Source organism: Clostridium aceticum, assembly GCF_001042715.1.
Lineage (GTDB): Bacteria > Bacillota > Clostridia > Peptostreptococcales > Natronincolaceae > Andreesenella > Andreesenella acetica.
Map to the genome: position 1 here is coordinate 2,021,424 of NZ_CP009687.1, position 14,812 is coordinate 2,036,235.

A 14,812-nucleotide genomic window follows, 5' to 3' on the forward strand; every position below is an offset into this window, starting at 1 on the left:
CTGCTTCCTCCTTGTAGTAAAACAACTTTTCCATATATTTCTATTGCCTTTTTTCTTCATTAGTATATTATAACCTAATTTAATAGATAAAAAAAGCACAGGGTTAAATTACCCTGCTAAAAGAAAAAAAATTATGTATTCTATATAAATTCCACATTATCTCTACAAAAACTATTTAAAGGTATACTGACAATAGACTGATCTTTTTGCTGAACATACACGTTCATATTAGTCTGATCAAAAACTGTACTTCCTGTTCCTTGATCAATGGTAATAATTCTTCCTTCTGCAAGTTCAGGATTCCTACTTTGAAATTTTTGACCGATAAAATAATCAGAAATTCTTTTAGAAAGGGTGAAAAATATATCCGCATCTACTTCACGAAGATGGTGTTCTCTAATAGTATTTATGGTGTATAAGGCATTGTAACGTTTACTTACAGTATAAAAGGTATATAGATCTGCAATATAAATCATTCTTGATAATAATGGAATACTTTTTCCTGTAAGTCCTCTAGGGTAACCTGATCCATCATACTTTTCATGATGATGTAATATCCCCTTTAACATATCTGTAGTTATGAATGAACATTTTGTTAGTAAACGCTGACTATGAATAACGTGCTGATAATACTCATTACTATCTTCATTTGCCCATTGCTCTCTACGCCTTTTATCCTCTGGTAAATTCAACATACCTATATCCGCCAACATAGCTGTTATGTATAGGTTTTCTCTTTTCTTTTGATCCCAGCCCATCCAATTTCCTAGCATATAGGCCGTTAAAGCGGTACTATAGCTATAAAAAAAAAGGGAATCATCTGTCATTTTTATCTTTTCTAGCAACTGGGGAACATTAATAGAAGCATTAATAACCTCCATACTTTTCCTTAAATCTTCTTCTATAGAATTCGTTTCGGAAGCATCAGCGTTATTAAATAGTAAAAGCATTTTCTCAGTAATATTTTTTTTAGCATCTGGAATTAGTCGATCAATCAGCTCTGCATCTTTTTTATTGGAAATCTCTAAAATCTTTGAATATGCTTGTTGAGAAAAATCTTTTTTCTCTACATTATTTTCTATAATTTCCTTGTCTTGTGGAACCTTATCTGTTTCAGGAATCTTCACTTCTATTGCTGCTTCCTCTTCGATCTTTACAAACACATCTTCTACGTTATACTGTTGTAAAAGACGCTGTACCTTTCTGATTGTATCTTCGTTTTTTATTTTGTATCCTTCTTTTACTAAGATATTTGTATCATTTACAACGATATCTTTCCCAATGATCATTCCCTTGTCTAAGTCTTCTATAGATATGGTCATTTCCCTTGTCGTGATAGTTTTACACGAACTACTTTCCACTATAATCCCCCCAATATCTCTCTATATATTCATCCTGTTTTTATAGATAGAAGTTTTTTGTCTACACTATAAAAAAGTACAATAAAATAATTATAGTGTTATCGACTTAATTAAACATTTTCTGTAGTCCAAAATGATAAAATGAGACCATGGACCTATATTTTATTTATCATTTACAACAAAGTTTATTGTGATATTCATTACTGCTTTTTTACCTTATTTAAATCAAATATAAAAACAGGGTAACAGCCACCCTGTAAAATAATTTTCTTACCCTCCTAATGTTACATCCTGTTGATTATACCACTCTAAGGCTTCATATAAATGTTCTGGTCTAAAGTCTGGCCAGTAATCATCGATCACATAAAAATCTGAATACACTGACTGCACAGGCAAAAAACCACTTAAACGGCGTCTTCCTCCCCAACGAATAATTAAATCAATTCTAGATACATCTGAAGAGTATAGACTTTCCATTAAGTTATTCTTATTTGTAGAGGTATTTTCTGGGGTTTTTGATAAATCCCAGTGCCACCCATAGTTTACTAAAAAATTTACTTTTGTAGAGGCTTTACCAAAGTTTTTTCTATTTGTGTAGGTTTCCAATTCTTTTGGAAATAAAGGAGAAGTTGCATTGCCAAGAACCAGTAAAGAAGCATCCTCGTTGCAAAGCATTTCTACTGCATCAACACAAGCTTTTCTAAAAGCTAAGGTTTGAACTGAAGGTCTTTTGGTATTATCCATAGTAAAACCGTAGTAACTTAATTCTTTGATACCAATTTCTTGACAAAGCTTAAATATTTCTAGTCCTGGCCTAAGGCCTTTTTCATAACCTTCTTCTTTAGACAAGCCTTTACTTTCTGCCCATCTTCTATTCCCATCTGGAATAATTCCAATATGTGCTGGAACTCTCATTTTTTTAGTCCTCCTAGTATAGATAAATATATATTTTCCATTATTAACATCTCTACTGATAATCATTCAAACTATATCGTTTATTTCCTAAAAATAAGATAAAATATTTCAATATTCTTATTAATTTTTATAGTAAAGCTTTTTCTTGTTTAATTTTTTGAATATGTGTTATTATATAATTGTAGATATGAATCAAATTTATGGGAGGTATGTGTATGAATTTATCTAAGCGTATCACAGCTATGCAAGAATCTCCAATCAGAAAACTTGTACCTTATGCTCAAGCAGCTAAAGCCAATGGAAAACATGTTTATCATTTGAATATTGGGCAACCTGATATTGAGACCCCTTCATCTTTTATGGAATCCATCCGTAATTTTGATGAAAAAGTATTGGCATATTCCTTCTCTCAAGGTATGCCTGAATTGATCCAAGCAATTATTGAATACTATAAAAAATATGATATGCATTATGAAGAAGATGAAATATTAATTACTAATGGTGGTTCTGAAGCTCTCTTATTTGCTATTATCGCTATAGCAGATGCTGGAGATGAAATGTTGGTTCCTGAACCCTTCTATACAAACTACAATGGATTCAGCTCTGCTGTAGATGTTAAAGTATCTCCTATCACCTGTAAAGCAGAAGACGGTTTTCACTTACCATCAAAACGAAGTATTGAAAATCTAATCAACCCAAGAACAAAAGCCATTATACTTTCCAATCCAGGTAATCCAACAGGTGTTGTTTATACAAAAGAAGAAATCGAAATGTTAGCATCTTTAGCCAAAGAATATAACTTATTTATTATTGCTGATGAAGTCTATAGAGAGTTTGTTTATGATGGCCTAGAGTATACAAGCTTTGGTAATATACCAGGGATTCAAGACAGGGTGATTATTGTTGACAGTGTATCAAAAAGATATAGTGCCTGCGGTGCAAGAATTGGCTCTATTGCCAGCAAAAACAAGGAGTTAATAAGACAAGTTCTAAAGCTTTGCCAAGGAAGATTATGTGTACCTACTTTAGAACAAGTAGGCTCTGTAGAGTTATATAAAACCTCTGAAGAATACTTCCAAGTAGTAAATGAAGAATATCAAAAACGTAGAGACCTCGTATACAGTGCCTTAAATGATATACCAGGTGTATTATGCAAAAAACCAACAGGTGCTTTTTATGTTGTTGCAAAGTTGCCAGTGGATGATGCAGAAAAGTTTGTTATCTGGATGTTAAAGGATTTCGATGTAGATGGCGGTACTGTTATGCTAGCCCCTGCTGAAGGCTTCTATGCAACAGCTGGCTTAGGTAGAGATGAAGTTAGGATCGCATACATATTGAATGAAGGTGATCTTACTAAAGCGATGAATATACTTAAACTAGCCTTACAAAATTATCCAAACAGAACAATTTAATTAAAAATAGATAAAAACAATAAAAGCTTGGGAATCTCCCTAGCTTTTATTGTTTTCCACCAAATATTTTTTTGAAAATAGATTTATTCTTATTCTCTTCTCTTTTTATTTTTTCCTTTAGCTCTGCTAACTCATAGGCTTTTTCTTTCACTTGCATTTTTAGTTTTGCATTTTCACAGATTAAAATATCTTTTTCTTGGTTTACCAGTTCGTTTTTCAACTCGTCTACTTTTTCCGATAGGACTTCAATCTCTTTCCTGTAATCTAATTGCTGAATAGATGCTAGTGTTTGATTTAATAAGTTCTGAAACTCCTCTTGTATTAGAGCACTACTGTTTTCGATGGCATACTGTATATAATCACTACTGGATACAGCAATCTCCTGTAAAGCATTGTCGTTGCCATTCATCATGACTTCAGGTGATTTCATTAAGTTTTTGATCTGCTTATTTGTTAAACCTTTATCCTGCAGTATTTTAATGTTACGAAGCTCCTCAAGTTCCTTATAAGTAAAATACCTTCTATTTCCCTCGTCTCTTGGAATTTCCAGTTCAAATTCCTTTTCATAATATCTTATCACATGGGGTTTAAAGCCAATAATATCCGAAATCTCTTTTATAGAATATACTTCATTTACAACCTCCATATCTCCACCTCCTGTATAGACTTCTTCCATATCTATTAGGAAATTTCCTTTTAAAAATCAAAAGTTTCGTCATACAAATTCGGTCAATCTGCTCTAAAAAAATAAAAATGCAGACAAAAAAAGACATGAGTTCATGTCTTTTTTTATTTGCTATTATATTTCGATGGAATTTTTAAGCATGTAAACCGTAAGTTCAATAGCTTCTTTTACATCTGATAAGAATACCATTTCACAATTACTATGAAGATATCTACAAGGAATAGATAATACGCCGGAAGGCACCCCGCTTCTGGTTAAGTGAATTGCCCCAGAGTCGGTACCGCCAAATTCTAATATCTCTAATTGATAAGGAATATTATTTTCTTCCGCCTGCTTAATCATATAATTTTTAACCTTTGGATGACATAAAATAGAATTGTCCTTCACTTTAATCGCTGGGCCCTTCCCTAATTCCACTGCCATAGATTTGGCTTTAGGCGTATCTCCAGTTGCAGTAACATCAAAAGCGATTGCCATATCAGGTGCTATGTCATAGGCGGCAGTTTTTGCTCCCCTAGTACCTACTTCCTCCTGCACTGTAAATACGAAGTATAGATCATTTGCAGTAGTAGATAGCTTTTTTAATGCCTCTATCATAACAAAACAACCAATTCTGTCATCAACAGCTTGAGACATTACTTTTTTGTCATCATAAAGTGCCTCTGTATAGTACACTGCCATATCACCTATGGTAACTTTTTTTTCAGCTTCTTCTTTGCTGGAAGCACCAATATCGATAAATAACTTTTCTAGTTTAAAGTCTTTTAGATCCTCAATTTTCTCACTTCCAATTACCCCTATGGTTCCATTTTCAAAGATGACCCTTTGGGATAAACTGATGGTTGGAGAAATGCCTCCTACATTTGTAAATCTTAAAAATCCTTTATCATCAATGTAGGTAACCATCAGTGCGATTTGATCCATATGGCCCGCCAACATGATTTTCTTACCATTACCTTTTTTTCTAGCAATTAAATTACCTAGCGCATCTACCTTTATTTCGTCAACATAGTCTTTTATTTGGTTCCTGATAAACTCAGATATTCTCCCTTCATTACCTGCTGGAGAATAAATTTCTAGCATTTCCTTTAATAATTGTGTATTTATCACGAAATGATACCTCCTTTGCTAATCTCTTCAACAAACCTAGCAACCAAATCCTTAGTATAATCCAAATCCTTCTTACTTAGTACAGATACAGGTGAATGGATATATCTGCAAGGGACAGCGATGGACACGCAAGGCGTTCCAGCTTTAGCTAGGTGGAACTTTCCTGCATCATTGCCGCCGAAGGCTGCTTTACGATATTGCCATGGTATATTATATTTTTTAGCAGTATCAATAACTGCATCGATATACTTTTTATTGTAAATAGAGGATTGATCCATAATAGAAATAGCTGGCCCGCCATCCAGTTCTGTTACTTGTAAGTGAGGCTCCACATCTGCAACATCAGAGCATGTGGTTCCTTCTAATACCACAGCTAAGTCAACATTCACTTGATTGGCTGCAACCTCAGCTCCTCTTAACCCTATTTCCTCCTGTACAGTAAAAATTCCAGTGATATTTACAGGTAGTTGTTTTTTTAATAAATCTATTAAAACATAACAGCCTACTCTATTATCCAATGCCTTTGCCTTTACCCGATTTTCTCCAAATTCCATATATTCACTATGAAAATGGATATAATCCCCAATAGAAATATGTTTTTCAGCTTCATCCTTGTTTTTTGCACCGATGTCAATATATAAGTCGTCAATCCTTAGTGCTCTTTGCCTCTCCTCTGGTTTTTGCATATGGATGGCCTTAGCCCCAATCACGCCGGGAATATTTCTTTCTCCAATTAAAACTACCTTAGATACTAAAATTCTGCTGTCTATTCCTCCTATCGGAGCAAACCTAATCAGTCCACTATCATCTATTCCCTTTACCATTAATCCTACTTCATCCATATGAGCTGTGACCACAATATTATAGGGGGAATTAAGCACTTTTTTTTCTGCAATTACATTACCCATTCTATCGACTTTTACTGTATCAACAACATCTTTTATTTCTTCTAGTACAATATTACGAACTTCTCCTTCGTTTCCAGATACACCGAAGGCACTAGTTAGTTTTTTTAATAGCATAACCATTCCTCCATATCTATTTCATTTAAAGAAACAATAAGTTTCGCCAACAACTTTCCAGTTTTTTCAATATCCGATAAGCTGATGGTTTCAACAGAGGTATGCATATATCTTAAGGGGATAGATAAAAGACCAGTGGCAATGCCTTCTCTTGACACCTGTATAGACCTTGCATCTGTTCCAGTGACGCCGGGAGCAATATCTACTTGGTAATCTATATAATTGTCTTTTGCCACTTCTTTTAACTTTTTAAATACTTTAGGATGAATATTCGGCCCCATTGCAATTCCTGGACCCTTCATCATTTCTATTGTGTCAAACTTATTTAATTCTGGTGTTTTTCCAAATCCTACATCAATAGCTATGCCTAGATCTGGATTAATCCCATAAGTAGAAACGATAGCACCTCTTGTGCCTACCTCTTCCTGTACAGTGGCTACACAATAAACATCTATATCATGCTTTAGGTTTTGTAATTCCTTTAAACATACATATAGGGCTGCTACCCCTGCCCGATCATCTAAAGACTTTCCTGCTACCCAATCATTTAATAAAAAGGTTAAGCTTCTTTTAAAAGTAATGATATCTCCTACCCTTATGACTTGATTTGCCTTTTCTTTTGAAAAACCTACATCGATCACCAAGTCCTCCATCTTATAAGCCTTACTTCTCTCTTGCTCTGTTGTTAAATGAGGGGGTTTTACTCCAATTACTCCATAGACTTTTTCTTTTCCATGAATAATCACCTCTTGACATAACAGCGTTCTTTGATCTATGCCACCAATATTTGTAAACTTAATAAATCCTTTTTCATCGATTTCTTTTACCATTAAACCAATTTCGTCCATATGAGCTGCCAGCATAATTTTCTTATTAGCATTACCGGCTCCTTTTTTAATACATAACAAATTCCCAAAAGCGTCTGTCTTCATTTCATCCGTAAAATCATTAAAGTATTTTTTTACTACTTCCGCAGCTTCCATTTCATATCCCGAAACGCCAGCAACCTCTGAAAGTTTTTGAACCAATTCCTTTAATTCCATCTATAGACATCCTCTCTCTCTAATTTAAGGCATTTTCGAATAAAAAAAAGTTTTTAGGGGAGTAAGTTTATATCGATGTGGTAATATAATTTGCTCGGTGCTTCCAACAAATAGTACACCATTATTATTTAACGAATTATAAAATTTATGATACATTTCGTTTTTTGTTTCCTCAGTAAAGTAAATCATGACATTTCTACATATAACTAAGTCGCAATTATCTGGATAAGGACTTTCTAAAAGATTGTGTTTTTTAAAGGTGATAGTATTTTTTATATCTTCTGATATTTTATAACTTTCTGCAATTTTTTGAAAGTATTTATCAACAAACTCTTTTGGAAGACTCTCCAAACTTTTTTTTGAATAGATTCCTACGTTTGCTTTATTTAAAGCTCCTTCATCAATATCTGTAGCTATAATGCGTATATCTTTTAAAGGTAAAAACTTTGTCAAAAGCATCGCTAAGGAGTAAGGCTCTTCTCCAGTAGAGCAAGCAGCACTCCATAGTTTTAGTTTGTTTTTATTTTTAAATAAATTGGGTAAAATTTCTTTTTCTAGGGTTTCCCACTGTTGTGGATTTCGATAAAATTCTGATACATTTATCGTTAAATAATTGATGAACTCTTCTAGCAGTTTGGCATTGGTATTCAAAGCTTCAAAATATTTTTCATAGGAATTAAAGTTGTTTCTACTAATGAGAGACTCTATTCTTCTTTTCATCTGCCTCTCTTTATAGCTAGATAAATTGATGCCAATTTTTTTGTAGATTTTATCTTTGAAAATACTATAGCCCTCCATCTATTTTCCCCCTTGGATATCATATTCTTGACAATTAAAAATTAACCCTATGTTTTTATCATACCCTTATTCTATAGATAACCAACTACAAAGCTTAACAAAATGCAGACTGGAGTGAATTGCTAACATTGTTCATTTCTGAAACCGCAGGAAGGCGTATTTTGTTAAGGCATAAAATTGGTTATCTATATAAACTATCAACCTAATAGTTTAAGTTATACACCTAACTTAACTTGTGCAACTTTTTAACTACTTTGAGAGAAAATTAAATATATTTAATTTTCACCACTACCCTAAATAATTGTACAACTCAAGTTATCAATTATTGAAAATATCTTAGATTAAAAAATAAAGAGTCTAGGACTCTTTATTTTCATTTGAAGCATCTAAGGTATCTACCACATCACCAATAGTCACATGATCCTCTTGACTAGTATATTCATTAACAATTTCTTCTTTGTTTTCCTCTGCAGCAGTGATACTTAAACTAATTCGTTTTTCTTCTTTATTAATGTCTAGTATTTTTACCTTTACGCTTTGATTGATGCTTAAAACATCACTGGCTTTTGCGATATGTTTTTCGCTAATTTGTGATATATGAACCAATCCATCTAATCCAGGTTCCAATTCAACAAACGCTCCAAATTCTACCATCTTTACTACTTTACCTTCAACAACATCTCCAACCTTATAGTTTTCTTCAATATGCTTCCATGGTTGAGGTTGTGTATTTTTTATGCTTAAAGAAATTTTTCCTGCCTCTTTATCAAAGTCTAAAATTTCTACTTCCACTGCTTCTCCAGTCTTTAAAACCTCTGAAGGATGCTTCACTCTTCCCCAAGAAATTTCTGAAATATGGACTAGTCCATCAATTCCACCTATATCTACAAATGCTCCAAAATCTGTGATCTGTTTCACTTCTCCTTTTATTCTATCACCTTTTTGAAGATTGCTAAAAACTTCATTTTTCTTTTCTTTAAACTCTTCCCTTAATACCACTTTTCTAGATAATACTACTTTATTCTTTCTACGATCTAATTCTATAATCTTTGTATTAAAGCTTTTGCCTATGAATGATCTTAGATCATCTACATATTTATCAGATAATTGGCTAGCAGGTATAAAACATCGAATTCCACGGCATATGGCTATTACACCACCCCTAACAGCTTCTATTACCTTTGTTTCCACTAAAGATTGTGATTCTTTAATCTTTTCTAAGTCTTCCCATCCTTTTTCAGCATCTACTTTCTTCTTAGATAATAGCACATTACCATCACCATCATCCACTTTGATAATATAAACTTTAATTTCTTCCCCAATCTGAGCTACATCATGAGGATTTACTGAAGTATCGTTAGATATTTCATTTCTTGGTATAATCCCATCAGATTTATAACCAACATTTACAGTAATCTCGTCATCAGTAACATTAATTACCCTACCAGTTACTATATCACCTCTATGTAGTCTCACCATAGATTTTTCTATTTCTTCCATAAAGTTTTCCATTTCATTACTCATTACATCTGCCTCCTTAAATTCATTATATATTTCTTAGTTTTTGTATAATTTCATTTATAACCCATTTAGGTGTAGATGCTCCAGCAGTAACACCTACAAGATCATATTGTTTCAATGCTTCAACAGGTAAATCCTTAGAAGTTTCTACATGAAATGTAGCCTCAGGTCTAATATCATTACAGATAGAAACCAGTTTTTGTGTATTAGAACTGTGGTAGCCGCCTATAACAATCATCGCATCTACCTTTTCTGCCAAATCCTTTGCTGCTTTTTGTCTCTGTTTTGTAGCTGAACAAATTGTATTAAACTTAGTAACCAGTCTTGCTTTTTTCTCTAATACAGCAGAAATTTTTTCAAATTGAGCAATTGACATTGTCGTTTGCACCACTATACACAATTTATCAACATCAGGAACATTTTCTACCTCTTTTTCTTCTTGGATAATTAAAGCCTTATTGTCACACCATCCATTAATTCCTATTACTTCTGGATGTTGAGGATTTCCAATGATAGCAATTGCATAACCTTTTTTATAATACTCTTCTACAATCGTTTGTATTCTTTTTACAAAGGGGCAAGTTGCATCTATAAGGGTTAAAGTCATTTTATCGGCAGTTTCATATACGCTTTTAGGGACACCATGAGACCTAATAATAACAGAACCCTCTTGTATAGACCCTATGTCTTCAGTTACCATAACCCCTCTTTCTTCCAACTCCTTTACAACTTGTACATTATGTATTAAAGGTCCAAGAGAAAAAATTTTTTGACTTTTGTCCTTGTGATCTAGCTCTTCAAAGGTAGTAGTAATTGCTTTTTCCACCCCAAAGCAAAATCCTGAGTAGTCAGCTAAAGTTACTTTCATCACTTACCTCCCTTTAGATATAACATAACTTTTTCTATGTATCTAAAGATTTTTTTGATTTTCAAGTTTATTCTTTGTTATTTGTTGTATTTTTTCTACAACAACCTCTACATCTAACCCAGTAGTATCTATTATAATAGCATCTGCTGCCTTTACTAAAGGTGCAAATTCCCTCTCTGTATCAATTTTATCTCTTTCCTTAATTGAATTTATAACATCAGTAAAATTGATCTGTTGTTGCTTTTGTAGAAGTTCAGTGTATCTTCTATTGGCTCTTTCTTCAATAGATGCAGTTAAAAACACTTTTATGTGGGCATTAGGCAAAACATATGTACCAATATCCCTTCCGTCCATTACAACACTATGATCAGCAGCAATTTTTCTTTGTAGATCGACAAGAATTTTTCTTACCTCTGGGATTTGTGCAACATATGAAACATGTTTTGTTACTTCTTGACTTCTAATTTCTTCCTTTACAAGGTGACCATCTATGTATACGTCCTCATGAAGAAGCGTAATACTTGTATCTTCGGCTAACTTAATAATTTTATCCTTGCTATTTATTTCTATCTTTTCCTTTAAAACTTTATAAGTCAAAGCTCTATACATGGCTCCTGTATCAATATAAGTTATATTTAGCCTTTCAGCTAGTTTTTTAGCAATGGTACTTTTCCCTGCTCCAGCTGGACCATCAATGGCTATTTGTAAATTACCCAATTATATTCCTCCTATGAAAGTGTTGAAACCACCAAAAGGTGGTTACTTGTAACGTTAACCTGTCTAATGATGACATACACTATTAAAATTATACATTAATTTTAACAATTACTCAAGTATTCTTAAATTTGGATAAAAGACAAAATTTCTATATTACTATCTATTGTGAACCCCTTGTAAAAAATGTTGTTTTTAATAGTAGAAGAAACAAAAAAATTATAATTTTTTTCTTGCTGAGCATAATATAGACTATAGTAACAGTTAAATTTATTCCGGTAATTAAGCCTTTATATGGCAAGTATCATTATATTGCAATAATACTGGACCATATTCCCTGTAATCTATAATATTAATACTGCAATTGTCTTGTTTTAGTCTGTAGTAATTACTTAAATCCATATTCAAAACATGCAGTAACAGTAATTTAATAATAGTGCTGTGACTAATCAGCAGTATTCTATTTTTTTCTGTAGTTATCAAAAGCTTTTCTACAAATTTCACAATCCTTTTTTGAGCAAATTTTAAATCTTCACCTTCAGGAATAGAGGCTTCTTGCGGAAAATTTCGCCATTTTTTAAATTCTTTAGGATAAGACTGTAAGATTTCTTCATGGGTAAGTCCTTCCCACTTTCCAAAATTCATCTCATTTAAACCTTCTTCATAATAACAAGGCACCTTGAGTTGACTTTTTATAATCATCGCTGTAGATTTTGCCCTATTTAAATAGCTGGTATAAATAATTTCAATGTTTTCTTTTAATAGCCTATCCGCCAATAAATGTGCTTGTATTAAACCTTTCTTTGTTAGTTCAGAGTCTTGTATTCCTTGGGTTTTTCCCAACAGGTTCCAGTTGGTTTCCCCATGTCTTACAATATATAATTTTTTCATATTTTTCTCTCCACAGTTTCGTTTTCATTTTATTTATGCTCAAAAAAGAAATAAATTATTACAGTATTTCATGTAATCCTTACAAATCTTTCATTATGGATCAAATTTTCCTAAGAACTCAAAAAAAACTAGAACACCTTTTAGAGTGTCCTAGTAACGTAGAGTTTTACTTTTCTCTATCATAAACATGATACTTATCCCATAAACCTTCTAGTTTATTAAAATATCTTGTGATTTCTTCCTTTTCTCTCATTCCAACTGATATGATGAGTGCATTGATTAAGCTCAAAGGAGCTACTAACGAATCTACAAAAGAAGCCATATTGTTTTTGGCTGTTAGACAATGGTCAGATAGTTCATAGATTGGAGACATGATACTATCGGTAATAGAAACAATGGTTGCCTTTTGTTCCTCTGCATATTTAAGGACTTCTACAGTTCTATTTGAATATCTAGGAAAACTGATTCCTATAACTAAGTCTTTTTCTGATACTCTAAGCATTTGTTCAAAAATATCGCTAATACCATAACCTACTACCTTTACATTATCTAAAACTAAGTTTAAATAGAAGCCAAGATATTGTGCTAAAGCAGTGGAGCTTCTTAAACCAATAATGTAGATTTTTTCAGCAGATAATATTTTATCTACAACTGATTGAAATGCTTGATAGTCCATGTTCTCCTGCGTTGCACGAATATTGTCTATATCAGACTTAAACATTTTCTTTAAGATTACTTCTTCATCAGAATAATCTCTAGACATCTCAACCCTTTGTACAGTTGTAAGCTTAATTTTAATAATATTTTGTAATCCTTTTTGCAGCTGAGGGTAACCATCAAATCCTAAGGCATTTGCAAATCTAACTACTGTGGATTCACTAACATTTACGGTCTTAGCTAGTTTAGATGCAGTCATAAAAGCAGCTTTATCATAATTATCTATAATATATTGAGCAATTAGCTTTTGTCCCTTGCTTAATTTGGTAAAGTTCTTTTGAATTTCAAGTATTAAGTCTTTTTTTTCTTCTATCATCATTGACCTCATCATCCTATTTATTATTTTTAAAGTATTTTTTACATTAGTTTTTTAATTATTTACTCTCTTTTGCTAATCTACACCCCTCTGCTAATGTATATTTACTTAGATCTCCTGTACCTTTTAGAACAATATTTGTCACTATAATTAAAATACCATCCTCCTTCAAGGTGTTAATATATTTATCATATAGCTTCTGGTCTATAGGATTGAGATTGGATAATATTTTTTCCATCTAAAATCCTTGCCTCTGCTAAGATAATACCTCCTAAAATTAACCCTTGTCACCAAAACTATTGGGTATAACCTTTTGTTGCGTCTTTTTCTTTAACGTAGGGGATATTAGTAGTTATTTGTTGATAGCACTAATATTATCAGTGATTTTTAAATATTCCTTTGTATATTAAAAGTTCTTATTCTTAAATCAAAGGTTTCTATTAATTTAAGAATAACAAATTTCCTCAGGATTTGCAATTTAAATTTCAGATTCAAGGGGGTTTTATTTTTTTTGCAATATTCAATTCATTTATTGCAGATTTTTTGCAAAAAAGAAGATAGCCTTTAATATTAGGCTATACTTCAAAATTCCATTGTTTTATTTTTTCAAATGTTTTAAAGTGTGTTAGATCAAAGTGTATAGGTGTAATAGAAATGTAGTTGTTTTGCAGTGCTATAATATCGCTGGTTTGATTTTGTTCTAAATCCATCACTGTACCAGAAATCCAGAAATAGGAATTACCTCTGGGGTCCTTTCTTTCGATAAAGGAATTCTCATACTTTCTAACACCTAGTGTAGTTACTTTAACCCCTTTTAGTTCTTTTTTTGAACAAGTAGGATAGTTAATATTTACAATGGTATCCTTTAAATCTTGATGATGAAAGATTTCTTCTGCAATCTTGCAAATAAACTGTGCTGCATCCTCATACTGTGTAATATCTGTACTGCCCATAGACACTGCTATCGAAGAAATATCCATAATAGCTGCTTCTACTGCTGCCGACACAGTACCAGAATAAATTACATCTGTCCCTAGATTAGGACCATTATTGATACCTGAAATAACAATATCAGGCTTTCTATCCTTTAATAACGCCTCCGCCGCCAGCTTTACACAGTCTGCTGGTGTTCCATTGATAGAGTAGGCCTCTATAGAAGTATCAAAAAATTTAACTTTATCTACTCTTAAGGGATGGTGAATAGTAATAGCATGTCCCGTTGCACTTCTTTCCGTATTAGGTGCTGCAACAATGACTTCTCCAACACTTTGCAGTGTTTTTGCTAGTACATAGATACCTTCTGCAAATATCCCATCATCGTTGGTAATTAAAATTCTCATAAACTTCCTCCTCTAAATAATAAATTAATTTAATTATATATCCTGCATGTATTACAAATACTATAGTAACTTAAACATACTTAATAACCAGAATCTTAT

General features: G+C 32.5%; 15 protein-coding genes. 1 reads left to right on the plus strand and 14 read right to left on the minus strand.

Going from position 1 to position 14,812, the window contains the following annotated elements; translation table 11 throughout:
- Positions 1-140: 140 nt before the first annotated feature.
- Complete coding sequence (locus CACET_RS09475) at positions 141-1,361, minus strand: HD-GYP domain-containing protein (protein WP_044822885.1); 1,221 nt, start codon at positions 1,359-1,361, stop codon at positions 141-143.
- A gap of 270 nt (positions 1,362-1,631) precedes the next feature.
- Positions 1,632-2,276: a polyprenyl diphosphate synthase gene (uppS, locus tag CACET_RS09480; RefSeq protein WP_044822884.1), complete on the minus strand. Its 645-nt coding sequence runs from the start codon at positions 2,274-2,276 to the stop codon at positions 1,632-1,634.
- A 215-nt stretch (positions 2,277-2,491) separates the two neighbouring features.
- On the opposite strand from uppS, the gene CACET_RS09485 reads away from it, so the two are divergent.
- A complete protein-coding gene (locus tag CACET_RS09485) occupies positions 2,492-3,688 on the plus strand; it encodes a pyridoxal phosphate-dependent aminotransferase (RefSeq protein WP_044822883.1) in 1,197 nt (398 codons plus the stop codon).
- Between the two features lie 46 nt (positions 3,689-3,734).
- Here CACET_RS09485 and CACET_RS09490 read toward each other — a convergent pair whose 3' ends face one another.
- The 12 genes from CACET_RS09490 to surE all read right to left on the minus strand — a co-directional run bounded on the left by CACET_RS09490 (position 3,735) and on the right by surE (position 14,713).
- On the minus strand, positions 3,735-4,334 hold the full coding sequence (locus tag CACET_RS09490; protein ID WP_044822882.1) for a MerR family transcriptional regulator: 600 nt from the start codon (positions 4,332-4,334) through the stop codon (positions 3,735-3,737).
- Between the two features lie 153 nt (positions 4,335-4,487).
- Positions 4,488-5,483, minus strand: coding sequence for a M42 family metallopeptidase (locus CACET_RS09495; RefSeq protein ID WP_479722666.1), 996 nt, complete (start codon positions 5,481-5,483; stop codon positions 4,488-4,490).
- Positions 5,480-6,505 (minus strand): M42 family metallopeptidase, encoded by a 1,026-nt coding sequence (locus CACET_RS09500; RefSeq protein WP_044822881.1) that lies wholly within the window; start codon positions 6,503-6,505, stop codon positions 5,480-5,482. The genes CACET_RS09495 and CACET_RS09500 overlap by 4 nt, the downstream gene beginning before the upstream one ends.
- Entirely contained in the window at positions 6,496-7,548 is a 1,053-nt protein-coding gene (locus CACET_RS09505) for a M42 family metallopeptidase (protein ID WP_044822880.1), read from the minus strand. Before CACET_RS09505 ends, CACET_RS09500 begins: the two co-directional genes overlap by 10 nt.
- 24 nt (positions 7,549-7,572) lie before the next feature.
- Entirely contained in the window at positions 7,573-8,346 is a 774-nt protein-coding gene (locus CACET_RS09510; RefSeq protein ID WP_044822879.1) for a CheR family methyltransferase, read from the minus strand.
- A 357-nt stretch (positions 8,347-8,703) separates the two neighbouring features.
- Complete coding sequence (gene rpsA / locus CACET_RS09515) at positions 8,704-9,870, minus strand: 30S ribosomal protein S1 (protein ID WP_044822878.1); 1,167 nt, start codon at positions 9,868-9,870, stop codon at positions 8,704-8,706.
- 22 nt (positions 9,871-9,892) lie between these two features.
- Positions 9,893-10,735: a 4-hydroxy-3-methylbut-2-enyl diphosphate reductase gene (locus CACET_RS09520; RefSeq protein WP_044822877.1), complete on the minus strand. Its 843-nt coding sequence runs from the start codon at positions 10,733-10,735 to the stop codon at positions 9,893-9,895.
- Between the two features lie 42 nt (positions 10,736-10,777).
- Positions 10,778-11,452, minus strand: a complete 675-nt coding sequence (gene cmk / locus CACET_RS09525; RefSeq protein WP_044822876.1) for a (d)CMP kinase — start codon at positions 11,450-11,452, stop codon at positions 10,778-10,780.
- 279 nt (positions 11,453-11,731) lie between these two features.
- Entirely contained in the window at positions 11,732-12,340 is a 609-nt protein-coding gene (locus CACET_RS09530; protein WP_044822875.1) for a histidine phosphatase family protein, read from the minus strand.
- A 166-nt stretch (positions 12,341-12,506) separates the two neighbouring features.
- Entirely contained in the window at positions 12,507-13,376 is an 870-nt protein-coding gene (locus CACET_RS09535; protein WP_479722667.1) for a MurR/RpiR family transcriptional regulator, read from the minus strand.
- Between the two features lie 55 nt (positions 13,377-13,431).
- Entirely contained in the window at positions 13,432-13,611 is a 180-nt protein-coding gene (locus CACET_RS21300) for a hypothetical protein (RefSeq protein ID WP_044822874.1), read from the minus strand.
- A 337-nt stretch (positions 13,612-13,948) separates the two neighbouring features.
- The gene (gene surE, locus CACET_RS09545) at positions 13,949-14,713 is read right to left on the minus strand and encodes a 5'/3'-nucleotidase SurE (protein WP_044822873.1); all 765 of its coding nucleotides are present in this window, start codon (positions 14,711-14,713) and stop codon (positions 13,949-13,951) included.
- Positions 14,714-14,812: the final 99 nt, after the last annotated feature.